This window comes from Pseudonocardia hydrocarbonoxydans, from assembly GCF_006539565.1.
In the GTDB taxonomy this organism is placed as follows: domain Bacteria; phylum Actinomycetota; class Actinomycetes; order Mycobacteriales; family Pseudonocardiaceae; genus Pseudonocardia; species Pseudonocardia hydrocarbonoxydans.
Genome location: NZ_BJNG01000046.1, coordinates 1 through 21,306 on the forward strand (window position 1 = coordinate 1; position 21,306 = coordinate 21,306).

27 protein-coding genes and 1 pseudogene are annotated in these 21,306 nt (G+C 72.1%); 26 read left to right on the top strand and 2 right to left on the bottom strand.

The features are described from left to right. From PHY01_RS23575 to PHY01_RS23670, 20 genes and pseudogenes are all read left to right on the top strand, one after another. On the top strand, nt 1–812 hold an 812-nt coding region (locus PHY01_RS23575; RefSeq protein ID WP_141282026.1), incomplete at its 5' end, for a type 1 glutamine amidotransferase domain-containing protein. A 62-nt stretch (nt 813–874) separates the two neighbouring features. After that, a complete protein-coding gene (locus PHY01_RS23580; protein ID WP_141282028.1) occupies nt 875–1,324 on the top strand; it encodes a nuclear transport factor 2 family protein in 450 nt (149 codons plus the stop codon). Continuing rightward, entirely contained in the window at nt 1,321–1,779 is a 459-nt protein-coding gene (locus tag PHY01_RS23585) for a nuclear transport factor 2 family protein (protein ID WP_141282030.1), read from the top strand. The genes PHY01_RS23580 and PHY01_RS23585 overlap by 4 nt, the downstream gene beginning before the upstream one ends. Nucleotides 1,780–1,790: 11 nt before the next feature. Beyond that, a complete protein-coding gene (locus PHY01_RS23590; RefSeq protein WP_141282031.1) occupies nt 1,791–3,308 on the top strand; it encodes a ferritin family protein in 1,518 nt (505 codons plus the stop codon). Next, the gene (locus tag PHY01_RS23595) at nt 3,308–3,589 is read left to right on the top strand and encodes a toluene-4-monooxygenase system B family protein (RefSeq protein WP_141282033.1); all 282 of its coding nucleotides are present in this window, start codon (nt 3,308–3,310) and stop codon (nt 3,587–3,589) included. Before PHY01_RS23590 ends, PHY01_RS23595 begins: the two co-directional genes overlap by 1 nt. Next, on the top strand, nt 3,589–3,888 hold the full coding sequence (locus PHY01_RS23600; protein ID WP_141282035.1) for an MmoB/DmpM family protein: 300 nt from the start codon (nt 3,589–3,591) through the stop codon (nt 3,886–3,888). Before PHY01_RS23595 ends, PHY01_RS23600 begins: the two co-directional genes overlap by 1 nt. Next, the gene (locus PHY01_RS23605) at nt 3,885–4,922 is read left to right on the top strand and encodes a ferritin family protein (RefSeq protein ID WP_141282037.1); all 1,038 of its coding nucleotides are present in this window, start codon (nt 3,885–3,887) and stop codon (nt 4,920–4,922) included. Before PHY01_RS23600 ends, PHY01_RS23605 begins: the two co-directional genes overlap by 4 nt. A gap of 10 nt (nt 4,923–4,932) precedes the next feature. After that, complete coding sequence (locus tag PHY01_RS23610; RefSeq protein ID WP_246086113.1) at nt 4,933–5,247, top strand: Rieske (2Fe-2S) protein; 315 nt, start codon at nt 4,933–4,935, stop codon at nt 5,245–5,247. Continuing rightward, the gene (locus tag PHY01_RS23615) at nt 5,244–6,446 is read left to right on the top strand and encodes an NAD(P)/FAD-dependent oxidoreductase (RefSeq protein ID WP_141282039.1); all 1,203 of its coding nucleotides are present in this window, start codon (nt 5,244–5,246) and stop codon (nt 6,444–6,446) included. Before PHY01_RS23610 ends, PHY01_RS23615 begins: the two co-directional genes overlap by 4 nt. Nucleotides 6,447–6,448: 2 nt before the next feature. Then, nucleotides 6,449–6,841, top strand: a complete 393-nt coding sequence (locus PHY01_RS23620) for an uL22 family ribosomal protein (RefSeq protein WP_170183951.1) — start codon at nt 6,449–6,451, stop codon at nt 6,839–6,841. Continuing rightward, nucleotides 6,838–7,146, top strand: coding sequence for a metal-sulfur cluster assembly factor (locus PHY01_RS23625; protein ID WP_141282043.1), 309 nt, complete (start codon nt 6,838–6,840; stop codon nt 7,144–7,146). The genes PHY01_RS23620 and PHY01_RS23625 overlap by 4 nt, the downstream gene beginning before the upstream one ends. A gap of 144 nt (nt 7,147–7,290) precedes the next feature. Next, a pseudogene (locus tag PHY01_RS23630) lies at nt 7,291–7,824 on the top strand (SDR family oxidoreductase); the annotation flags it as partial. 174 nt (nt 7,825–7,998) lie between these two features. Next, on the top strand, nt 7,999–8,181 hold the full coding sequence (locus PHY01_RS27250; RefSeq protein WP_218030312.1) for a hypothetical protein: 183 nt from the start codon (nt 7,999–8,001) through the stop codon (nt 8,179–8,181). A 254-nt stretch (nt 8,182–8,435) separates the two neighbouring features. Beyond that, nucleotides 8,436–9,041 (top strand): recombinase family protein, encoded by a 606-nt coding sequence (locus PHY01_RS23640; protein WP_141282047.1) that lies wholly within the window; start codon nt 8,436–8,438, stop codon nt 9,039–9,041. Beyond that, a complete protein-coding gene (locus PHY01_RS23645; protein ID WP_141282049.1) occupies nt 9,038–9,367 on the top strand; it encodes a DUF6247 family protein in 330 nt (109 codons plus the stop codon). The genes PHY01_RS23640 and PHY01_RS23645 overlap by 4 nt, the downstream gene beginning before the upstream one ends. Continuing rightward, nucleotides 9,368–9,622: a hypothetical protein gene (locus PHY01_RS23650; RefSeq protein ID WP_141282051.1), complete on the top strand. Its 255-nt coding sequence runs from the start codon at nt 9,368–9,370 to the stop codon at nt 9,620–9,622. A 164-nt stretch (nt 9,623–9,786) separates the two neighbouring features. Continuing rightward, nucleotides 9,787–10,152 (top strand): hypothetical protein, encoded by a 366-nt coding sequence (locus PHY01_RS23655; RefSeq protein WP_141282053.1) that lies wholly within the window; start codon nt 9,787–9,789, stop codon nt 10,150–10,152. After that, nucleotides 10,149–11,747, top strand: a complete 1,599-nt coding sequence (locus tag PHY01_RS23660; RefSeq protein WP_170183952.1) for a TnsB C-terminal domain-containing protein — start codon at nt 10,149–10,151, stop codon at nt 11,745–11,747. Before PHY01_RS23655 ends, PHY01_RS23660 begins: the two co-directional genes overlap by 4 nt. A 4-nt stretch (nt 11,748–11,751) precedes the next feature. Beyond that, on the top strand, nt 11,752–12,525 hold the full coding sequence (locus PHY01_RS23665) for an AAA family ATPase (protein WP_141282057.1): 774 nt from the start codon (nt 11,752–11,754) through the stop codon (nt 12,523–12,525). A gap of 4 nt (nt 12,526–12,529) precedes the next feature. After that, complete coding sequence (locus PHY01_RS23670) at nt 12,530–13,870, top strand: hypothetical protein (protein ID WP_141282059.1); 1,341 nt, start codon at nt 12,530–12,532, stop codon at nt 13,868–13,870. 331 nt (nt 13,871–14,201) lie between these two features. Here the strand turns inward: PHY01_RS23670 and glnA are convergent, their stop codons facing one another. Next, nucleotides 14,202–15,626 (bottom strand): type I glutamate--ammonia ligase, encoded by a 1,425-nt coding sequence (gene glnA, locus PHY01_RS23675; RefSeq protein WP_141282061.1) that lies wholly within the window; start codon nt 15,624–15,626, stop codon nt 14,202–14,204. Between the two features lie 141 nt (nt 15,627–15,767). Here glnA and PHY01_RS23680 point away from each other — a divergent pair, with 141 nt between their 5' ends. The 3 genes from PHY01_RS23680 to PHY01_RS23690 are packed head-to-tail and all read left to right on the top strand — an operon-like array spanning nt 15,768 to nt 17,521. Next, nucleotides 15,768–16,220 (top strand): RDD family protein, encoded by a 453-nt coding sequence (locus PHY01_RS23680; protein ID WP_141282063.1) that lies wholly within the window; start codon nt 15,768–15,770, stop codon nt 16,218–16,220. Between the two features lie 51 nt (nt 16,221–16,271). After that, nucleotides 16,272–16,781, top strand: a complete 510-nt coding sequence (locus PHY01_RS23685) for a GyrI-like domain-containing protein (RefSeq protein WP_141282065.1) — start codon at nt 16,272–16,274, stop codon at nt 16,779–16,781. Beyond that, nucleotides 16,769–17,521 carry a MerR family transcriptional regulator gene (locus PHY01_RS23690; RefSeq protein WP_141282067.1) on the top strand — a complete coding sequence of 251 codons (753 nt, stop codon included), beginning with the start codon at nt 16,769–16,771 and terminating at the stop codon, nt 17,519–17,521. Before PHY01_RS23685 ends, PHY01_RS23690 begins: the two co-directional genes overlap by 13 nt. Here PHY01_RS23690 and PHY01_RS23695 read toward each other — a convergent pair whose 3' ends face one another. Beyond that, a complete protein-coding gene (locus PHY01_RS23695) occupies nt 17,522–18,271 on the bottom strand; it encodes a DUF4191 domain-containing protein (RefSeq protein ID WP_141282069.1) in 750 nt (249 codons plus the stop codon). Between the two features lie 34 nt (nt 18,272–18,305). Between PHY01_RS23695 and PHY01_RS23700 the strand changes: the two genes are divergently transcribed. The 3 genes from PHY01_RS23700 (at nt 18,306) to PHY01_RS23710 (ending at nt 21,272) form a co-directional block, all read left to right on the top strand. Next, a complete protein-coding gene (locus PHY01_RS23700; RefSeq protein ID WP_170183953.1) occupies nt 18,306–18,776 on the top strand; it encodes a nuclear transport factor 2 family protein in 471 nt (156 codons plus the stop codon). Between the two features lie 136 nt (nt 18,777–18,912). Next, nucleotides 18,913–19,998, top strand: coding sequence for an LLM class flavin-dependent oxidoreductase (locus PHY01_RS27255; protein ID WP_141282073.1), 1,086 nt, complete (start codon nt 18,913–18,915; stop codon nt 19,996–19,998). Next, on the top strand, nt 19,995–21,272 hold the full coding sequence (locus tag PHY01_RS23710; RefSeq protein ID WP_141282075.1) for an LLM class flavin-dependent oxidoreductase: 1,278 nt from the start codon (nt 19,995–19,997) through the stop codon (nt 21,270–21,272). The genes PHY01_RS27255 and PHY01_RS23710 overlap by 4 nt, the downstream gene beginning before the upstream one ends. Nucleotides 21,273–21,306 lie beyond the last annotated feature (34 nt).

The following is a 21,306-nucleotide window of genomic DNA, read 5'->3' on the forward strand; positions in this document are numbered from 1 at the left end:
ATGAGGACGAGGACTTCCTCGGCTCGATCACTCGCACATTCGCCCCGGATGTCGACGACATCCGGCTGACCCTGCGCCACCTCACCGGTCTCGGGCTCGGCGCCTCCCGCCGGATCGTCCTCGCGATGCGCGACGCGGGCCTGCCGCTGGAGGAGGCCCGCTCCCTCGTCGCCCGCGCGGCCCGTGCCGCGTGGCGTCAGGACCGTCAGATCGCCGACGTCCTCGTCGACGACGGGCTCGCCGGGCCGCTCTCGCAGGCACAGATCGACGCCGCGGTGACAGCCCACCTCGACGCGAGCAGGGCCGTGTCCGACGGGCTCGCCGCCGAGCTCGCCGCCATCCCCGGCTTCCAGCGGCCCGTCGATCTCTCGACGATGACCGACGAGGAGATCGCCGGCTTCGACGCCGTGTTCGTGCCCGGCGGCCACGGACCCATGGTCGACCTCGCCGACAACCCCGACGTCACACGCGTCCTGCAGATCCTGCACCGCAAGGGCGCCACCGTCGCGTCGCTGTGCCACGGGCCCGCCGCGCTGCTCGCCGCGGGTGGCCGCGACGACGGCGAGTGGCTCTTCGAGGGCTACCGGCTCACGTGCTTCACCGACGAGGAGGAGGACCAGACCGTCGCCGGGAAGCTCGGGGTGGCCTGGTACCTCGACACGGCGCTGAAGAACGCCGGAGCCGTGTTCGACGACGCCCCTTCCGCGTGGGTGTCGCACGTGGTCGTCGACCGCAACCTGGTCACCGGGCAGAACCCGGGCTCGTCCGAGGCGGTCGCCGACGCCGTCCTGAAGTCCCTCGCGGTGCTGTGAGCGCCGCCGACCTCCTCCGTCGCCTGTTCGGCCGGCGGACCACCCCCGAGGAGCAGATGCCCATGACCGCGACCGAGGTCGTGCACCACTTCTTCCGCGCGCTCGGCGAGCGCGACGCCGCCACGGCGCTCGGCCTCCTGGCCGCGGACGCCGAGATCGAGGTGCTCCCGGCCGCCGGGCAGGTCTCCATGGACCCGGTGTCGGCGGGCCGGCGCTTCTTCGACGCCACCGTTGGGGCGTTCCCCGACCTGTCGGTCACCGTGCACCGGGTGGCCGATCTCGGCGGCGGTGTGGTGCTCGCCGAGCTCACGCTCGAGGGCACGCAGGCACAGGACTACCTCGGTGCCATCAACCAGGAGAAGCACCTCGACCTGCGGCAGGGCTGGCTGCTGACGGTCCACGGCGGCGTGATCACCGGCGTCAAGGGCTTCTGGGACGAGAACCAGCTGTTCCGGCGCCTGGCCGTCAAGCGCCTCGACCACCTCGCGATCGTGGAAGGAGCCCACGCATGACGCTCGCCGTCCGTGCCCCGGCGCAGACGGTGGAGGCGTTCTTCGACGCCTACCGCCGCCACGAGGTCGACGAGATGGTCGACCTCTGCACGCCGAACGCCGATTTCTCCTACGTGCCCGTCGAGATCTGGGGGCGCCAGCGCGTGGTCCGCGGCGACGGCAAGGTCGCCACGATCGGCAAGACGCTCTGGACCGGGCTCATCACCTCGTTCCCGGACCTGTGGAACACCGTCTCCTCGGTCCGTACGGGCGAGGAGGGCGGTGTCGTCGCCGTCGAGGTGACGATCGGCGGCACCCAGGCGAGCGCCTGGGCCAACATCTCCGCCCGCGGTGGCAGCTTCGCCGAGCCGCACCTGTTCGTGTTCCGGTGCCACGACGGGCTGATCGACGGCATCACCGCCTACTGGAACAACGCCAGCATCAGCCGCCAGCTCGGCCACCTCGAGATCGACTGAGAAGGACGACGATGACCCTGTTGAAGCGCGAGGAATGGCAGCACCTCGTCCGGGAGGTCGACTGGACGTTGTCCTATGTGGATGACGAGGCGGTCTATCCGGAATGGATGTCGGGCACCGGAAAGGTGCCGCGCGAGGCGTGGGCGAAGTGGGAGGAGGACTACAAGGTCTCCTACCCCGAGTACGTGGCCACGCAGCGGGAGAAGGAGAGCTCCGCGTACGCCGTGAAGGCGGCGTTGCAGCGGTCCACCGCGTGGGAGAACCTGTCCGAGGGCTGGAAGTCGTCCACGAAGATGCACTTCGGCGGCGTCACGCTCGTGGAGTCGGAGGCGGTGCTCGCCGAGCTGAAGATGGCCCGTTTCGGGCTCAACGGATCGTGGCGCAACATGGCCGTGTTCGGCGCGCTCGACGAGATCCGCCACGCCCAGATCACGCTGTTCTTCGGCCACGAGTTCGTCGGCAAGGACCCGCAGTACGACTGGACGCAGAAGATGTTCCACACCAACGACTGGGTCGCGGTCTCGCTGCGCAACCTGTTCGACGGGATGATGGTGACGTCCAATGTGGTCGACATCGCGATCCAGCTCCCGCTGACGTTCGAGACCGGGTTCACCAACCTGCAGTTCGTCGCGCTCTCGGCCGACGCGCTCGAGTCCGGCGACGTCAACTTCGCCAACATGATCTCGTCCATCCAGACCGACGAGGCCCGGCACGCGCAGCAGGGTGGCCCGACGCTGGAGATCCTCGTCGAGCACGACCCGGTCCGCGCCCAGTGGGTCATCGACAAGGCGTTCTGGGGCTCGGCCCGCGCCTTCGCCGCCCTGACCGGGCCCGCGATGGACTACTACACCCCCGTCGAACACCGGAAGCAGAGCTACCGGGAGTTCATGGAGGAGTGGATCATCGACCAGTTCGTCCGGACGATCGAGGACTACGGGCTGAAGAAGCCGTGGTTCTGGGACGAGTTCATGAAGGGCCTCGACACCTGGCACCACGCGCTGCACATGGGCCTCTGGTACTGGCGCCCGACGCTGTGGTGGAAGCCGACGGCCGCCGTGTCGAAGGACGACCGGGACTGGTTGCGGGAGAAGTACCCCAACTGGGAGAAGGTCTACGGCGACAAGTGGGACGTGATCATCGACAACGTCAACCGTGGCGACATGGAGCTGACGCTGCCGGAGACGCTGCCGTGGCTGTGCAGCATGTGCCACCTGCCGTGCTGCGTCGCGACGCTGGGGTATGACAACCGGTGGCGGGTGCGCGACTACCCGCTGAAACACAACGGCGTCACCTACCACTTCTGCACGGCGGGCTGCCGGCAGATCTGGTGGAAGGACCGCGACAACCTCAACCACCCCACCGTGATCGACCGGTTCCTGGCCGGCGAGATCCAGCCGATGGACGTCGGCGGCATCCTCGGCTACATGGGGCTCACGCCCGACGTCATGGGCGACGACCCGGACTACTCGTGGGCGGCGGACTACAAGGACCGGCTGATCGTGCCCCGCGTTCCCGTGGCGGGTGCGTGATGACGGCCGCCGCAGAACCCCAGCTCGTCCCCCTGAACGCGATCTTCGCCGAGGACTTCGTGCAGATCCTCGTGCCCGTGATGTCGAACAACACGGTCGCCGAGCTGGGCGAGGCGATCGCCCACCACGTCGAGGGCAGGCGGGTGCCCAAGCGCGACCTGCCCAAGGTCGTGTTCCACGACGGGAAGCGCCTGGACCCGTCGATCACCGTGGCGGAAGCGGGCATCGGCCCGTTGGACCACATCCGCGTCGAATACTCCGACGACTCCAGGGAGATCTGATGGACCACCCCGTGGGGCCGGTGCTCCGCATGTGCGACGAGGTGGAGTCGGTGGTCGCCGCGATCCGCGACGACAACCCCGACATCGACATCGACGTGGTCGACCGCGGTTCCTACGTCCGGGTGCAGGGCCCGGGCCGGGTGCGGGTGACCGAGGCGTCGTTGCAGCGCCACCTCGGTCCGGCGTTCGAGTTGCGGTCGCTGCAGACGATGCTCTCGTCCTTCGCGGGCCGCATCCACACGAGCAGCGACGAGATCTCCTGGGAATGGGCGACCAAGCGGGAAGGAGCGCGGGCATGACGACCGCGAAGCGGCGCCGTACCTGGAGCGCGTTCGGTGAGACCCGCCGCGTGCCCAGCGAGTACGAGGTGATGACCCACGAGACGAACTGGACGCTGCGAGCGGGCCGGAAGGTCCCGTTCGAGCAGAACCCGTCGTCGCCTGCGAACCTGTGGTTCCTCACCTACCGCGAGGGTTCGCCGCTGAAGGTCGACGACTGGAACGCCTTCCGCGACCCCGACCAGCTGACCTACCGGACCTATGTCGGGCTCCAGGACGACGAGGAGACCAAGGCCGAGGGGCTGCTCACGCAGTACGCCGAGGCCGGCGCCGACGCGACCCTGTCCGAGGGGTGGGTGTCCGTCCTCGGCAGGCTGTTCGCCCCGGCGCGATACCCGCTGCACGGCGCCCAGCAGGTACAGGCCTACATCGGCCACATCGCGCCGTCGTCCTACATCACGAACGCGTCCGCGTTCGCCACCGCCGACCTGCTGCGGCGGGTCACCCGCATCGCCTACCGCACCCGCGAGCTCCAGCTCGCGCGGCCCGGCAGTGGGATCGGCGAGCGGGAACGGGTGATCTGGGAGGACGACCCGGCCTGGCAGGGCGCCCGCAAGGCCGTCGAGACCGCGCTGATCGCCTACGACTGGGCGGAGGCGTTCACCGCGATCGACCTCGTGCTGCTGCCCACCCTCGACGACGTGCTGCTCACGCAGTTCGGTGCGGTCGCGCGGGCCAACGGTGACGAGCTGGCCTGGCATCTGTCCAGCCTGCTCGCCGCCGATGCGCGGCGCCGGGAGCGGTGGAGCGCCGCGCTCGCCGCGTTCGCGATCGACCAGCGGCCGGGCAACATCGACGTGCTCCGCAAGTGGATCGACCGGTGGTCGGTTCGCGCCGACGAGGCCGTCGCCGCGCTTGCGCCGGCGCTCGCGTCGGCGCCGCAGGGTGCCCCGTCCGTCGACGACGTCCTGGACTCGGCGCGGGCGGCCAGAGCACGGGTGCTCGACGCCGCCGGCCTGGGTCTGCATCCGGCTGTGCCCGCCGCGGGGGTGTGAGGTGGAGGCGGTGACCGCGAACTGGGTGCCCGCGCTGGAGCTCGACGAGCTGTGGGAGGGCGAGATGACCGCGGTCACCGTCGGCGGGACGAGCGTGCTGCTGGTCAACGTCGACGGCGACGTGCGCGCCTACCGCAACCGGTGCCCCCACCAGGAATGGGCGCTGGACGAGGGCGACTTCGACGGCGAGATCATCACCTGTTCGCGGCACCTGTGGGAGTTCGACGCGCGCAGCGGGGCCGGGCGCAACCCCGCTACCTGCTCGTTGTCGGTGTTCCCGTGCCGGGTGGACGAGGTCGGCATGATCCACGTCGATGTGCGATGAGGCGCGTCGTGATCGTCGGTGCGGGGGTGGCCGGGGCGTCGGCAGCGGCCACCCTGCGTGCCGAGGGTTTCGACGGGGAGGTCCTGCTCGTCGGTGACGAGCCGGATGCCCCCTATGAGCGTCCGCCGCTGTCGAAGGCCTGGCTCAGCGGCCAGGCTCCGTCGATCGAGGTGCACCCGCCGGAGTTCTACGCCGACCAGTCGATCGAGCTGCTCACCGGCACGCGGGTGACCGGGCTCGACGCGGCGGCCCGGCGGGTGGTGGTCGGCGGCTCCGCCGTCGGCTACGACGCCCTGCTCGTCGCGACGGGCGGGCAGGCCCGCCGCCTGCGGGGCATGGCGGGCGAGCGGGTGCACCACCTGCGCACCCGCGCCGACTCCGACCGGTTGCGGGCGCAGCTCGTGCCGGGGGAGCGGCTCGTCGTGCTGGGTGCGGGGTTCGTCGGGTGCGAGGTGGCGGCGACCGCCCGTTCCCTGGGGGTGGACGTCACCGTCCTGGAGATGGCGGGGTCGCCGCTGGAGCGGGCCCTCGGTCCGGAGATCGGCGGCGTGTTCGCCGGCATCCACCGCGATGCGGGCGTCGACCTGAGGTGCGGCGTGCGGGTCGACGCGGTCTCGGCCGCGGATTCCGGTCCGGTGGTGCACACCGACCGCGGCACCGTGGAGTGCTCGGTGTTGCTCGTTGCCGCGGGCATGGTGCGCGACACGGGGATCTGGGAGGCGGCGGGCGTGCCGTGCGACGACGGCGTGCTCGTCGACGCGGGCTGCCGCACCGGGGTGCCCGGCGTGTTCGCCGCCGGTGACGTGGCCGCGCACGACCACCCGCGGTACGGCCGGACGAGGGTGGAGCACCACGACAGCGCAGTGCGGCAGGGCGCGATCGCCGCGCAGGCGATGCTCGGCCGGGACGTGGTGCACGACCAGCCGCACTGGTTCTGGTCCGACCAGTACGTCCACACCGTGCAGAGCTGCGGTGCTCCGGGCGTCGCGGTCGACGAGACCGTGGTGCGCGGCCGGATCGACGAGGCGTCGTTCGTGCGGTTCGGACTGCGCGACGGCCGGGTGGTGTCGGTGCTGGGACTGGGCCGGCCGCGCGAGGTGATGGCGGGTCGCAAGCTGCTGCTCGGCGGCCACCCCGTGTCGGCGGACCAGCTTCGTGACGAGTCCGTGGATCTGCGCAGGGCAGGCGTGAGGAGATAGCCGTGGAGATCAGCTCTGCCCCGGGTGTGGTGGCGGCGGAGGCTCCGCAGGCCCGGATCGATCCGGCGGTCGCGATCCGCGCGCTCGAGCGGGTGCGCGGGATGAAGGCCGCCGATGCGCTCGCGGTGCTGCTGCGACCCGGCCCGGGCATGTGCGAGCCGGTCGGTCGGGTGGTGCAGGGTGCTCTCGCGGCCGCCGACGGGCTGGGTGTGCCCGCGGGCACCTGCATCGTGCTGGGCGGTGAGGTCGGCGACGGCGAACCGGTGATCCGGGTGCGCCGCCAGGCCCACGGCCTCGCCACCTGGATCACGACCGAGACCACGCGTATCCGCATCGAGCTGCAGGTACCGGGCCTGCGGCTGGTGCGCCACGAGCGGACGGAGGCAACGGGATGACGGCATCGACCGCCGACGTGCTGGAGGCGCTGCAGGAGGTGATCGATCCCGATCTCGGCGTGAACGTCGTGGACCTGGGTTTCGTCTGCGACATCGATCTCGCCGCGACCCCCGCGGTGCTGACCATGACGTTGACCTCGCCGGCCTGCCCCCTCACGGGCGTGATGGAGGACCAGATGGGCACGGCCCTCGCCGGTGTGCTCCCGGAGTACGAGGTGCGGTGGGTGTTCCGCCCGGCCTGGACGCCAGCGCGCATCACCCCGGACGGCCGCGACCAGCTGGCCGCGATCGGATTCACCCTGTAGGGCTGCGCCCGGGCCTGTGACCCGGGGTTCACGCACACCCCCGCGGGCCGACGCACACCGCCCGCCGTATGCGTCGACCCCCCAGGTGTGCGTGACCTGTCTGTACGTCCCGGGTCGCGGGGGTACTCGCGCCACAATGGCGCCATGGTGGACGGTGCGGTGGCTGTGGTGACCGGGGCGGGGTCGGGGCTGGGGCGGGTCGTGGCGCGGGCGCTGCTCGACGCCGGCTACCGGGTGGCGCTGGCGGGCCGCCGGGAGGATGCGCTGGAGGGTACGGCCGCGGGGCGGGCGCAGGCCCTGGTCCTCCCCGCCGACGTGGGCGACGCGGACTCGGTCGCGGCGCTGTTCGGGGCCGTCAAGGGTGCGTGGGGCCGGGTGGATCTGCTCTTCAACAACGCCGGCACGTTCGGGCCGGTGGGCAGCATCGACGAGATGCCCGTCGACGCGTGGCGTGCCACCGTCGACACCAACCTGACCGGCGCGTTCCTCTGCGCCCGAGAGGCGTTCACCGCGATGCGCGCCCAGGATCCACAGGGCGGGCGGATCATCAACAACGGCTCGATCTTCGCGCACACGCCGCGTCCGGGCAGTGCCGCCTACACCGCCACCAAACACGCGATCACCGGGCTGACCAAGTCGATCTCCCTGGACGGCAGGCCGTACGGTATCGCGTGCGGGCCCCGGCAGAAGGAGGGACCTAGCTAGTAGGTTCTGGGGACACCGACGAGAGGAACCACCGATGGCTGTCGACCGAGGACTGCTCGCCCTGCTGGAAGCCGAGCCCGGCAAGGGGGATGAGTTAGGCGACTTCTGAAGCGGGGCCGGGAACTCGCTGTCGCCGAGAACGACACCGTGACGTGGTACGCCTTCAAGATCAGTGACACTACCTACGGCATCTTCGACACGTTCGAGGGTGAGGACGGGCGTCAGGCTCACCTCAACGGCCAGATCCCGGCGGCCCTGGGTCAGGTCGGACCCGACCTGCTCGCCACCGACCCCGACATCAAGACCATCGACGTTATCGCGGTGAAGTAGACGAAGAGCATCAAGGGGCGGTGCCCGTCCCGCAGAGGGATCCCCTTACGGGACTGCCGCGATCAAGACCTGGTGCATCACAAGAACGCCGCCACTGGCTGCTGGCCGTCACACGTCGTCCGACCGGAGATGTTCAGCAATCGACCGTCTGCCGACGATCTTGACCCGCTCCGAAGATCCGCACGTCGAGGTCGTCGGTAACTCGCGTCGCGAATCAACGACGACAAACCCCCACCGAACGGTATTGTCGACGGATGTTGATCGGGTACGCGCGGGTGTCGACCGCCGAGCAGAACCCCGCGCACCAGGTCGACGCGCTGCACCGCGCCGGCGTCGCGCCCAACGACATCCACGTCGACCACGCGTCGGGTGCGAAGGCGTCGCGCCCGCAGCTCGACCTGGTGCTGCAGCTCCTCCGCGCCGGCGACACCCTGGTGATCACCCGTCTCGACCGGCTGGGCCGCTCGGTGCTGCACCTGGTCACCCTCGGCGCGCAGCTGCGCGAGCGCGAGATCGGGCTGCGCGTCATCGAGCAGGGCATCGACACCTCCACCGTCGAGGGCCGGGCGATGTTCGGGATGTTGTCGGTGCTCGCCGAGCTGCAGCGCGAGCTGATCGTGGCCAACACCCGCGACGGCCTGGCAGCCGCGCGGGCCCGGGGCCGCAACGGCGGCCGCCGCCCGAAGTTGACCCCGGTGCAGGCCGCGCATGCCCAGCAGCTCTACGACGGCGGCGAGCACACCGTCGCGCAGATCGCGGCGCTGCTCGGGGTGGCGCGGACGACGGTGTATGGGCACCTCAGCAGAGCCGCGTCGCAGCCTGGGGCCGAGCCGGTTGCCCGGATAGGCTCGCGGGCGTGAGCGCGACCTACGCCTACGACGAGCAGCCGGCCGGTGGGCACCCGCTGGCGCCCGGTGCGTCGCCGGCGGCGATCCGGGCCGCGCTGCTGCCCGCCGACCAGGCCGGGTTCGACGTCGCCTACGGCACCGCGCTGGCCGCGTCACGGGTGAGTCTGGACCTGGGTGAGTTGTTCCAGATGCTGGAGCAGTGGCGGCGCCTCGCGCTGTTGCAGCGCGACCCGGAGAACTTCGTGTGGATGGTGCGACGGGTGGCCGAGACGCTGACCGGGGAGCCGGTGCCCGACGGTGAGCCGTTCGAGCTGACCCGGGCCAAGGCCGGTCTGTAGGTGTACCGCGTCGTCACTGACGACCACATCCAGCACCAGCTCGACGCCCTGCCCGCGGCGGCGCTGGCCGCGTTCGCCGAGCTCCGTGTGCTGCTGGAGCTCGATCCGTGGGCCGGCGGCCCGGTCAGCCCCGCGAACCCGGACGGACCGGTGCGGACGATGTCGTTCGGGCCCGGCCACGAGGGCGTCGTGGCCTACCTCATCCTGGAATCCGAGCGCAGGGTCGATCTGGTGCAGATCGCCTGGCTGGGCTGACGTGGCCCGGAACGGACTCGGCGATCCCCCGGCGAGTCGACGGGCTCGCTTGCGGCGGGAAGGCCATCATCTGGGGTCGTGACGATCCCGGCGGATCAAACGAAGCTGCAGCCGCGCCGATGGCCGCGCGGCAGCGCCGGGTACCGCGAGGTCGGTATCGGCTGATGAGCATGCCCCAGCCGGGACGGCGCACCTCCTCTGGCGGGGTGTGCCCCGGCTGCGGGCAGCGGCCGGACAGCGCGGAGACCGCGGCGCGGTTGCGGGCCGAGCTGGCCGTGCGCTGGCTGGTCCACGAGGCGGGTGCACTGGTCGCGCGCGGGTTCTGCCACCGCTGCGTCCCGCCCGGGCCCTACGGCGAGGTCGTGTGTGGCTTCTGCGGGGACGGGCCGCTGCTGGCCGGGGCGCTCGCCGATGCCGACCCGATCGCTGATCCGGCCGTGATCGGGTGGCTGACCAGCCAGGGCTGGGAGGTGGACCCGGTGACCTGTTCATCGTGTCGACGGGCGTTCGGCTGGGCAGGGCCGCCGTGACCGCGCACGTGGACCCTCAGATCAAGGCGCTGCTGGTGGCGCGACTACGAGAGCAGCGCGCGGCGGGCGCGTTGACCAGCGCCGACGTCCGCAAGGCCGCGGCCGACGTCGGGGCGGCCGAGCGCACGGTGTGGGGGTGGCTGGCGAAGGAGCCCGCCGCGCTGGCCCGGCGCCCGCGGGCCCGATACGAGATCACCGAGGCCGACCGGGACAGCTACGCCGCCTGGCGCGGCAACGTCGCCGCGGTGCACCGTGCCCTGCACGCCGGCCGCACCGGGGCGCCGTCGCTGCGGCGGCTGCAGGAGGCGTTCACCCGGGACCTGACCCCGGCCGAGCGGGCCGCCGCGGTGGATGGCGTCGAGGGACGGCGCCGGCATGAGGTGTATCTGCGGTGGGCGCCGAACCGGCGCAACGCGCTGTGGGAGGGCGACCACACCGAACTGCCGGTGCTGGTGCTCGCCCCGCGCGCACAGCGGCCGCGGAAGCCGTGGGCGACGTTGTTCATCGACGGCTACTCGCGGCTGATCACCGGCTGGGCGTTGTCGCTGTACCCGACCTCGGCGGTGGTGCTGGCCGCGCTGCGCCAGGGCATGCTGGTCGACCCGGCGCGCGGGCCGTTCGGTGGTGTGCCCGAGGCGCTGCGCCCGGACAACGGGCTGGAGTTCACGGCGACCGCGCTGGCCCGTGCGTGCGCAGCGCTGGGCATCGACCTGCTGCCCACCCCGCCCTACACCCCGCACCGCAAGGGCAAGATCGAGCGGGTCAACCGGACCCTGGACCAGGAGTTCCTGTCCGGGTTGCCGTTCTACACCCACGGCCCGCGCGGCGCGGACGGCAAGTTGTTCGGGCCAGACGCCGACCCGATGAGCCTGGAGCTGTTCAGCCACCACTTCGCCGAGTGGGTCACCGACTACAACACCGCGCGAGTCCACAGTGAGCTGGACGGTCAGACCCCACTGCAGCGCTGGCGGGAGGACGCGACCCCGCTGCGCGAGATCGCGCCCCAGGCACTGCGGTGGATGCTGATGGCCGACATCGAGCGCACCATCAACAAGGACGGGGTGCACTTCGAGCGGGTCCGGTTCATCGCCCCGGAGCTCAACGGGCTGGCCGGGGAACGCGTCGGGGTCCGCTACACACCCCACGACCTGCGCCAGATCGAGATCTTCCGCGGCGACGATTGGTTGTGCACCGCCTACCCGCAGGACGAGCTCACCGCCGAACAGCGGGCCGCGGTCCTGGCCCGGCGCCACGCCGACGCTGCGGAGCTGGGCCGCCGGCACCGCCGCGCGAGCCGGCGCGCCCGCGCCCGACTGGCCCCGATCACCGCGCCCGGGCCGGGCGAGGACACCACCGTGGTCACCGCCGAGCAGGACCGCCACGAACGGCGACGCCGCGACGACGACGGGCGCGAGATGCGCCGCCTGGGTCGTACCGACCTGCTGGGGCTGCACCGTGACTTCGAGTACTGGAACCCGCCGCGGGACCCCAAGCCAGCGGCGGCAACACCTGAGGCCGAACCGGCGGACGGCGCCGACGACACGCACGACGGCGAGGACAGGGCTGAGAGCACGGTCGAGACCGAGAAGGGATAGAGGGATGGTGCGGCACTTCCTGGATGTCGAGGGCGCGGCCACGTTGCCCACCGACTCGTTGCTGATGGTCGAGCGCGCGGTGACCGACCTGCTCGCCGTGCAGGCGATGGGCACGGTGCACGGCTCGGCCGGGCTGGGCAAGACCTACGCGGTCGAGCAGGCGCTCACCCGGGCCGTGATCGACGGGCGGGCCGGGCGGGCGCCGTGCTGGGTGAAGTTCCCCAGCCGGCCCACGATGCGCCTGGTCGCGGCCGCGCTGCTCGCCGAGCTCACCCGGGTCCCGACCGGGCGCGGGAACCGGTTCGTGCTCACCGAGCAGCTGCTCGAAGAACTCGCCCCACCCCCGGGCGGCGGCGGTCACGTGGTCGTCGTCGACGAGGCGCAGAGCCTCAACACCGAGTGCATCGAGTACCTGCGCTACCTGCACGACCACAAGGCGACCCGGTTCGCGCTGCTGCTGGTCGGCGGGGACGGCAACTGGAAGGTGCTCTCGCGGGAACCGATGCTGCGCTCGCGGATCTACCGCCGGGTCAGCGTGGAACCCCTCACCCCGGCCGAGGTGGTCCGGTTCATCCCGACCTACCACCCGCTCTACGACGGCGTCGACGGCGAGCTCGTGTTGCTCATCGATGACCACTTCGCCCACGGCAACCTGCGGCACTGGGCGGCGTTCACCAAGACCGCCGCCACGCTGTGCGCGGCCGCCGGCACCGACCGGATCGACGAGACCGTGGCCCGTAACGCGTTCACCCTGCACGGCGGCGGCACCGCGGCCTGAGCGCGTGCCCGCCGCCGCGCCGCCCTACCTCGAACCGTCGTCGCCGTCGTCGTCAGCAGCGGCCGGCGGGCTGCGCTGGGTCCACGATCCCGACGATGACCAGGCGTGCCTGCACCAGCTCGGCGACCTGCACGACCTGGCCGCCGGGCGGCTGGTGTGTCATCCCACCCCGGAAGCGACCTGGCCGGTCTTGGTCCGCGACCTGTTCGAGGCCCTCGGGAAACGCCGCGACGCACTCCCCCGCGCCCGGCGCGACGACGCCGCGACGCTGCTGCGGGTCTGGCTGCGCGCCGAACAGGTCGAGCACCTCGTCGTGCTGCGCGCGCACCGACTGCACCCGCCGCTGCTCGCGGCGCTCGCCGAGCTGGCCACCGCCACCGGGACCGTGCTGTGGCTGGTGTGGCACGACACCGACCCGCCGCCATCGAGGTGGGAGGGCACGGTGTGGTCCTGGTCCCGCGCGATCACCGCTCTGCGCGAGCGGCCCGCGCGGCGCCGACCCCGGCTACGGGCGGTGGACGCGATCCACCGCGACGCGGTCGCCGAGGCTCGGCGCGAAGCCCGCCTATTGCGGGTCGGGCAGCCGCGGCAGCGTCGCTTCACCCAGCCCGGCTGCCAGCTCGGGGCGCTGCTGCAGCGGATGACCATCGACGCCGCCACCGACCAAGAGCTGGCCCTGCGCCTGGACGCAGCACAGGCCGGGTTCGCCACCGAAGGTCTCACCCTCGTGCTGCCCACCGAGGCGGCCGCGTTGAGCGTGTTCGGGCCGCGCATCGACGCCCACGTGGTGTCCAGGCTGCGGCGGCTGGCCTGCCCGACCAGCGCGGCCGCGCTGCTGCTCGCCCAGGCCACCGACTGCCGCGCCGGACGGCTGAGCCTGTGTGCCCCGCGGCGGATCAGTCCCGACTTCGGGCAGGTCGGGATGCTCACCGGCATCTACCGCATCCCGGCGACCGCGGGGCCGCTGCTGCACGCGGCGCTTCTCGACCACCAGGCCCGCGGGCTGCCCTACTACGCCCTGTTCGTGGATGCCGCTGGTGGTCTGCTGCTCACCCAGCGGATGGCGAACCTCATCGCCCGCGCCGCCGCCCTCGCGGGCCTGCCGCGCCCACTCGCGGCCACCCGAGCCGGGCGCAGCGACTCCGGGCCGGAGGCACCCTTCGCGGCCACGCTCGTCAACATCGACGCCGTCCGGATCGAAGGCCTGGTGAGCTCGGCAACGAGTTGGGCGACGAGGAGGACCTCGGCGTGGCCGCGACCGCCCTCCGCGCTGCGATCGCGCCCGTGTTTCGTGGCGATTGACCCGCTGTGCCCGCACCCGGGTCGGAACGTGTCACAGGCGTGATCGCGCCGTGGCCCGGAATCGTCGACCGTGTTTCCCGCGTGGTCCCGGACCGGCGGTGGCGCGCGTTCGAGGACCGGAAACTGACGATCCGTCAGATCATCGGGCGTTTCTGAGGCACACAGGGAAGTCCAGGGCACGTCGAGGGACCCGGCAGCACGAGCACAGCGGCAGGTCACAGCGTCGCGAAGAGTCGGAAGAAGATCTTGTCTCGTGGCACATCCGTGGCACACGAGCATGAGAAACGGCGGTTGACGCCGGCAACCGTCGAGAGACGTATTGCCTGGTCAACCGCCGTTTCGGGCCTGACCCTCAGGTCAGGGAAACGCCTCGATCAGACGTCGTAGTACAGGGCGAACTCGTACGGGTGCGGGCGCAGACGCAGTGGGGTGATCTCCGTGTCGCGCTTGTAGTTGATCCACGTCTCGATCAGGTCGGGGGTGAAGACGCCACCCTCGAGCAGGTAGTCGTGGTCGACCTCGAGCCGGTCGAGCACCGCGTCGAGGCTGGTGGGGACCTGGGCGATGTCCTTGGCCTCCTCGGGCGGCAGCTCGTAGAGGTCCTTGTCGACGGGCGCGGCCGGCTCGATCTTGTTCTTGATGCCGTCCATGCCGGCCATCATCATCGCCGAGAACGCCAGGTACGGGTTGCCCGAGCTGTCGGGGCAGCGGAACTCCAGGCGCTTGGCCTTGGGGTTGTTGCCGGTCAGCGGGATGCGGATGCAGGCGGAGCGGTTGCGCGCGGAGTACACCAGGTTGACCGGCGCCTCGAAGCCCGGCACGAGCCGGTGGAACGAGTTGACCGTCGGGTTGGTGAAGGCGAGCAGGCTCGGCGCGTGGTGCAGCAGGCCGCCGATGTAGTAGCGGGCGGTGTCGGACAGGCCGCCGTAGCCGGACTCGTCGTGGAACAGCGGCTGGCCGTCCTTCCACAGCGACTGGTGGGCGTGCATGCCCGAGCCGTTGTCACCGAAGATCGGCTTCGGCATGAAGGTGACGGTCTTGCCCGCGTGCCAGGCCGTGTTCTTGATGATGTACTTGAACAGCATCACGTCGTCGGCCGAGTGCAGCAGCGTGTTGAACTTGTAGTTGATCTCCGCCTGGCCCGCGGTGCCCACCTCGTGGTGGCCGCGCTCGAGCACGAAGCCCGCGTTGATCAGGTTGGTGGCCATGTCGTCGCGCAGGTCGGCGTAGTGGTCGACCGGCGGGACGGGGAAGTAGCCGCCCTTGTAGTTGACCTTGTAGCCGAGGTTGCCGCCCTGCTCCTCGCGCCCGGTGTTCCACCAGCCCTCGACCGAGTCGATGTGGTGGTACTGCTGGTGCGGGTCGGACCCGAAGCGCACCGAGTCGAAGATGTAGAACTCCGCCTCGGCGCCGAAGTAGCAGGTGTCGGCGACGCCCGACGCGGCCAGGTACTCCTCGGCCTTGCGGGCGACGTTGCGCGGGTCCCGGCTGTAGGGCTCGCCGGTGATCGGGTCGTGCACGAAGAAGTTCATGTTGAGCGTCTTGTGCTTGCGGAACGGGTCCAGCCGCGCGGTGGCCGCGTCCGGGAACAGGGCCATGTCGGATTCGTTGATGGCCTGGAAGCCGCGGACGGAGGACCCGTCGAAGGCGATGCCGCCGTCGATGAAGTCCTGGTCGAAGGCGGTGGCGGGCACGGTGAGGTGCTGCATCACGCCGGGCAGGTCGCAGAAGCGGATGTCGACGTACTCGACCTTCTCGTCCCTGATGTACTTCAGGACCTCTTCGGAGTTGCTGAACACCCTCGTTGACTCCTTCGAACGGTTCACGGGTTGCGGCGACGCTAGGACGACGGTGTTGCCCGGCGGTCACTCGCTCGTTTCACAGAGGTTAACGGGGCGGACCGCCGTTCGGGTGTCGGTCACACCACCTACCCTGGTCACATGCCCCGATGGATCGACACCTGGCTCCCCGGATCGGGGCCCGCCGCGCCCGCGAGCGCGCACCCGGGGGAGCGGTTCGGGCTGCCCGCCGAGGGGATCAGCTCGGTGGCCGGGTTCGGCAGGCGGCTCGCTGCGCTCACCGTCGACTGGCTGCTCGGCTACGGCATCACCGCGCTGTTCCTCGGCGCACAGGTGGCCACGGCGCCCTTCACGGTGCTGGCGGTCTGGTTCCTGGTCACGGCCGTGCCGGTCGCTCTGTTCGGGGCCAGCGCCGGGATGACGGCGCTGGGCATCCGGGTGGCGTCGATCGGGTCGGAACCGGTCGTCGGGGTGCCGCGGGCGGTGCTGCGCACGGCGCTGATCGCGCTGGTGGTGCCGCCGCTGGTGCGCGACGCCGACGGCCGGGGCTGGCACGACCGCGCGGCCCGCACGGTCGTCGTCCGGCAGCGGTGACGACACGGGGGGCTTGACCCTCCCCGTACGGGAGACCCGAGCGTCGCGCCCATGGACATCACCCTGGCCACCGTCCCCGCCCGCGCCCTGCTCGCCGTCGACGGGCGCGGCGCCCCGGAGGGCGCCGCCTTCGCCGCCGCTGTCCGCGCCCTGTTCGCGGTGCGGGCCGCGCTGGGCGCCGTCGACGACGTGCCGCTGGAGGGCACCTACGCCCAGGACGGCGACGCCCTGCGCTTCGACCTCGACGTCCCGCACGGCTGGCACTGGACCCTGGCCGTCCCCGCCCCGGGCGGCCGCTCCGCCGAGGCGGTCGCGACGGCCGCCGGCCGGTTCGGCGCCCCGGTGGAGCTGCGCGCCCACCCGCGCCAGGAGGTCGCGCAGCTGGTGCACCCCGGCCCGTACGCCGACGAGCAGCCCTCGCTCGACGCCCTCTACGCGTTCGTGGCGCGGCACGGGCTGCGTCCGGCCGGCGTGCACACCGAGGTCTACCTGACCGACCCCGGGCGCACCCCGCCCGCGGAGAACCGCACGGTCCTGCGGGTGCCGGTGTGCCGGGACTGATGCCCATCGGCGCGTTCGCGCGCCTGGCCCGGCTGACGGTCAAGGCCGTGCGCCACTACGACGCGCAGGGCCTGCTGGTGCCCGCCCACGTCGACGAGCGGTCGGGCTACCGCTACTTCCGCGCCGACCAGGTGCGCACCGCCACCACGATCGCGCTGCTGCGCTCCCTCGACGTGCCGCTGCCCGCGGTGCGCGAGGTCCTCGACGCGCCGGACGCCGACGCGGTCGCCGCCGTGCTGGCCCGGGAACGCGAGCGGCTGCGCGCCGAGCTGGCCCGGCGCGAGGACGTCCTGCGCGGTCTGGACGGGCTGCTGCGGCGCCCCGAGCGCGTCCACCACGACGTGACGATCGCCGACCGGGCACCGCTGGGTCTGCGCGGGACGACCGGCCCGGTGCGGGCGGCGGCGCTCGACGCCGACACCGCGGCCCTGTGCCGCGGGTTCCCGACCCGCGAGCCGCTGACGGCGGTCTTCCCGCTCGACCTGACCGACGTGTTCGAGGTGACCGTCGGCGTCCCCGGCGTGCCGGCCGGGGTCGTGCTGCCGGGCGGGCCGTGGGCCGCCACGCTGCACGTGGGGCCCTACCCGCAGCTCCCGCTGGCCTACGCCGGACTGCTCGAGCACGTGCGCGAGCGCGGGCACCACCCGGTGGGCCCGGTGACCGAGACCTACCTGGCGGACCCGTCGACGGCCGCCCCCGAGGAACTGGTCACCCGGATCTCGGTGCGGCTGGGGGACTGATCAGCGGCGGCGGACCGTGCGCTGCACGCTGCGCATCTTCGCCCCGGCGGGCATCGGGCCCTTGGGCAGTGCCGCGGCGCGGGAGCCCAGCGCGGCCAGGCGCGCCTCGATCGACTCCATCTCCTTGACGGTGATGTTGCGCGGGAGCTTCATCAGGTGGCGCTGCAGGCCCTTGAGGGGGACCTGCCCCTCCTCGTTGCCGACCACCACGTCGTAGATCGGGGTGGTGCCGGCGACGCGCGCGGTGCGCTTCTTCTCCTGCGCGAGCAGGCTCTTGATGCGGTGCGGTGCCCCCTCGGCGACCAGGATGACGCCGGGCCGGCCGATGACGCGGTGCACGGCGTCGAGGTGGGTCGTGCCGGCGATGCCCTGGGTGACGCGCCACTGGCCGCGCAGGTTGTCCAGCGCCCAGCCCGCGGCGCCGGGCTGCCCGTCGGCCTTGGTGTAGACGTTGCGCTGCACCCGGCGCCCGAAGATGCTGATCGCGGCCAGCAGACCGAGCGCGATGCCGATCGGCAGCAGGATCAGCCAGATCCCGAAGATCGCCCCGATGCCGACGGCGAGCGCGACGGCGAGCAGGAAGGCGCCCAGCATCCACGGGATGAGGGCCTTGTCCTCCTTGCGCTGCATCTGGAACGCCTGCCAGATCTGCCGGCGACGTGCCTTCGCGGCGGCCCGCTTCTCCAGCCGGGCCGCCTTCTTCGCCGTCTTGTCGGGTTTTGCAGCCTTGTCGGGTTTGCCTGCGGCCATGTCGCCCAGGATACGGGTCGGCCACACTCGGGCGATGGGCGCGCTGGAGACCATCACCCGCTACTACGACGGCTGCACGGCCGGGGACGTCGAGACGATGCTCGGCACCCTGGACCCGGGTGTCGTGCACTGGTTCCTGGCGCCGAACCCCGGGTCGGCCCCGGTACGCGGCGCGGAGCACCTGGCCCGCTACTGGCGCAAGGTCGCCGGGCTGATCGAGGCGCGCTGGGTCGTCGACCACGCCCTCGTCGGCGACGCCGAGGCCGTCATCGAGTGGACGATGTTCTGGCGCCCCCCGACCCGCGACGACCGAGACGGCCACGGGGCCGCCGACCGGGTGGCGACCCGGGGCGCCGAGTGGTTCACCTTCGCCCCCGACGGCCGCATCACCGAGATCCGCTCCTACTACCAGCAGCGCGACGAGACCACCCAGCTCGACGGCTTCCCCTACACCGACCGCGGCTACTCGACGACCGGTGCGGAGCACAGCCGGCTCCATCCCTGATCTCGCGCACCCCGTCGCCGCTCGCGCACGTCCGGACATGCGCGAGTGGCCGGTGGGTGCGCGGAGCGGCGCGGGAATGCCCTCCGGGGAGGACCCGTTGCTCGGAACGGAGCATTCGGCGGTGACGGGAGAGCGCATGCGGACGGCACATCTGGCGGTGGAGGTGTCCGGTTTCGGCCGGCACCCGCAGGCGTGGCGGCGGGCGGGGGTCCCGCGGGAGGCCCTGCTCACCCCGGCGCACCACATCGCCGCGGTGCAGCTCGCCGCCCAGGCCGGGGCCGACTTCGTGGCCCTGCCGGACTCGTTCGGGCCCGACCACCTGCTCGACGCCGTCGCGATCGCCGCCCGCGTGGCGCCGGCCGTCCCGGGTGTCGGGCTGGTGCCGACGGTGACCACCACCCACACGGAGCCGTTCCACGTCTCGAAGGCGATCGCCACGCTGGACCTGGTGTCGCAGGGCCGCGCCGGGTGGGAGCCCGCCGTGTCCCGCACGGCCGCCGACGCCGCGCAGTTCGGCCGCAAACCCGCCGCGCCGCCCGCCGAGCTGTGGCGCGAGGCCGCCGAGGCGATCGAGGTCGTGGTGCGGCTGTGGGACTCCTGGGAGGACGGCGCGGTCATCCGCGACACCGCCACCGGCCGCTACGTCGACCGCGACCGGCTGCACTACATCGACTTCACCGGCGAGTTCTTCTCGGTGAAGGGCCCGTCGATCACGCCGCGCACCCCGCAGGGGCACCCGCTGGTCGTCGTCCGGGAGGAGCCCGACTCCCTGCCGGTGGCCGCCCGCTGGGCCGACGTCGTGCGGATCAGCGCCCCCGACCTGCCCGCCGCGCACGCCGCCCGCGAGCGGATCCGCGCCGCCGTCGCCGACGCCGGGCGCGATCCCGACTCCGTGGCCGTGCTGCTCGACGTCGAGTTCCTGCTCGCCGTCGACGAGACCACCGCCCGCCGGGAGCTGGACGAGCTCGGCGAGCTCGCGCCGCAGACCCTGCGCGTGGTCGGCGCGCCGGACGCGCTGGTCGAGGTGATCGCCGAGCGGGCCGTCGACGGCATCACCGCCGTGCCGCTCGCCCTTCCCGGGGGCCTGCGGGTGCTGGCCGACGCCGTGGCCCCGCGGCTGCTGGAGACCGGCCTGCGCGTCCCGGCCCGCCCGGGCGACACGCTGCGGCACCGGTTCGGCCTGCCCCGGCCGGCCAACTTCTACGAGGGAGCGACGGCGTGAAGAAGCAGATCCACCTCGCCGCCCACTTCCCGGGCGTCAACAACACCACCGTCTGGAGCGATCCGGCCGCGGGCAGCCAGACCGACTTCTCGTCCTTCGTCGCGTTCGCGCAGAACGCCGAGCGCGGCCTGTTCGACTTCCTGTTCCTCGCCGAGGGCCTGCGCCTGCGCGAGCACCAGGGCAGGATCCACGATCTCGACGTCGTCGGCCGGCCCGACACGTTCACCGTCCTGAACGCGCTCGCCGCCGTCACCACCCACCTGGGGCTGGGCGGCACGATCAACACCACGTTCAACGAGCCGTGGGAGCTGGCCCGACAGTTCGCCTCGCTGGACCACCTCTCCGGCGGCCGCGCCGCCTGGAACCTGGTGACGAGCTCGGACGCGTTCACCGGCGAGAACTTCCGCCGCGGCGGGTTCTTGGCGCCGGAGCAGCGCTACGACCGCGCCCAGCAGATGCTCGACGCCGCCCGCGAGCTGTGGCTCTCCGACGGCCGCGCGATCGACCACCACGGCGACCAGTTCGACATGGCCGGGCGCTTCCCGCTCCCGCCGACGCCGCAGGGCCACCCGGTGCTGATCCAGTCCGGTGACTCCGACGCCGGCCGCGAGTTCGGGGCCAAGACCGCCGACGCGATCTTCTCGCGGCACGGGTCGCTGGAGTCCGGGCAGGAGTTCTACCGGGACCTCAAGGGCCGGATGGCGAAGTACGGCCGCGAGCGGAGCGAGATCACGATCCTGCCGGCCACCACGTTCGCGCTCGGCGAGACCGAGGCCGAGGCGCAGGAGAACGGGCACCGGATCCGCACCGCGCAGGTCGGCCCGCAGACCGCGATCGCGTTCCTGGAGCAGGTCTGGGGTCGCGACCTGTCGGCCTACGACCCCGACGGGCCGCTGCCCGACGTCGACCCCGACCCGGGCGCGGAGATCACCCGCGGTCGCGTCCGCCACGACAAGGACCCGCTCGCGGTGGCGCAGAGGTGGCGTGAGCTGGCCGAGGCCAAGGGCGGGCTCTCGATCCGCGAGCTGATCATCGAGACCACCGCGCGCCAGTCGTTCGTCGGCACGCCGAAGCAGGTGGCGAAGCAGATGGACGACTACGTGCAGGCCGACGCCTCCGACGGCTTCATCCTCGTGCCGCACCTGACGCCGGGCGGCCTCGACGAGTTCGTCGAGAAGGTGGTGCCGGAGCTGCAGGACCTCGGCAGCTACCGCACGGAGTACACCGGCCCCACCCTGCGCGACCACCTCGGCCTCACCCACCCCCGCCCCTGACCCGATCCCCCCCGCGCGAGTCCCCCGGATCCCG

What these genes read in the sequence shown, in the direction of transcription:
- PHY01_RS23615 (WP_141282039.1), top strand. Translation starts at nt 5,244, where the DNA reads ATGAGGCGCGTCGTGATCGTCGGTGCGGGGGTGGCCGGGGCGTCGGCA.
- PHY01_RS23640 (WP_141282047.1), top strand. Translation starts at nt 8,436, where the DNA reads ATGTTGATCGGGTACGCGCGGGTGTCGACCGCCGAGCAGAACCCCGCG.
- PHY01_RS23665 (WP_141282057.1), top strand. Translation starts at nt 11,752, where the DNA reads ATGGTGCGGCACTTCCTGGATGTCGAGGGCGCGGCCACGTTGCCCACC.
- PHY01_RS23695 (WP_141282069.1), bottom strand. Translation starts at nt 18,271, where the DNA reads ATGGCCGCAGGCAAACCCGACAAGGCTGCAAAACCCGACAAGACGGCG.
- PHY01_RS23680 (WP_141282063.1), top strand. Translation starts at nt 15,768, where the DNA reads ATGCCCCGATGGATCGACACCTGGCTCCCCGGATCGGGGCCCGCCGCG.
- PHY01_RS23700 (WP_170183953.1), top strand. Translation starts at nt 18,306, where the DNA reads ATGGGCGCGCTGGAGACCATCACCCGCTACTACGACGGCTGCACGGCC.
- PHY01_RS23655 (WP_141282053.1), top strand. Translation starts at nt 9,787, where the DNA reads ATGAGCATGCCCCAGCCGGGACGGCGCACCTCCTCTGGCGGGGTGTGC.
- PHY01_RS23605 (WP_141282037.1), top strand. Translation starts at nt 3,885, where the DNA reads ATGACGACCGCGAAGCGGCGCCGTACCTGGAGCGCGTTCGGTGAGACC.
- PHY01_RS23600 (WP_141282035.1), top strand. Translation starts at nt 3,589, where the DNA reads ATGGACCACCCCGTGGGGCCGGTGCTCCGCATGTGCGACGAGGTGGAG.
- PHY01_RS23585 (WP_141282030.1), top strand. Translation starts at nt 1,321, where the DNA reads ATGACGCTCGCCGTCCGTGCCCCGGCGCAGACGGTGGAGGCGTTCTTC.
- PHY01_RS23595 (WP_141282033.1), top strand. Translation starts at nt 3,308, where the DNA reads ATGACGGCCGCCGCAGAACCCCAGCTCGTCCCCCTGAACGCGATCTTC.
- PHY01_RS23580 (WP_141282028.1), top strand. Translation starts at nt 875, where the DNA reads ATGACCGCGACCGAGGTCGTGCACCACTTCTTCCGCGCGCTCGGCGAG.
- PHY01_RS23590 (WP_141282031.1), top strand. Translation starts at nt 1,791, where the DNA reads ATGACCCTGTTGAAGCGCGAGGAATGGCAGCACCTCGTCCGGGAGGTC.
- PHY01_RS23625 (WP_141282043.1), top strand. Translation starts at nt 6,838, where the DNA reads ATGACGGCATCGACCGCCGACGTGCTGGAGGCGCTGCAGGAGGTGATC.
- PHY01_RS27255 (WP_141282073.1), top strand. Translation starts at nt 18,913, where the DNA reads ATGCGGACGGCACATCTGGCGGTGGAGGTGTCCGGTTTCGGCCGGCAC.
- PHY01_RS23685 (WP_141282065.1), top strand. Translation starts at nt 16,272, where the DNA reads ATGGACATCACCCTGGCCACCGTCCCCGCCCGCGCCCTGCTCGCCGTC.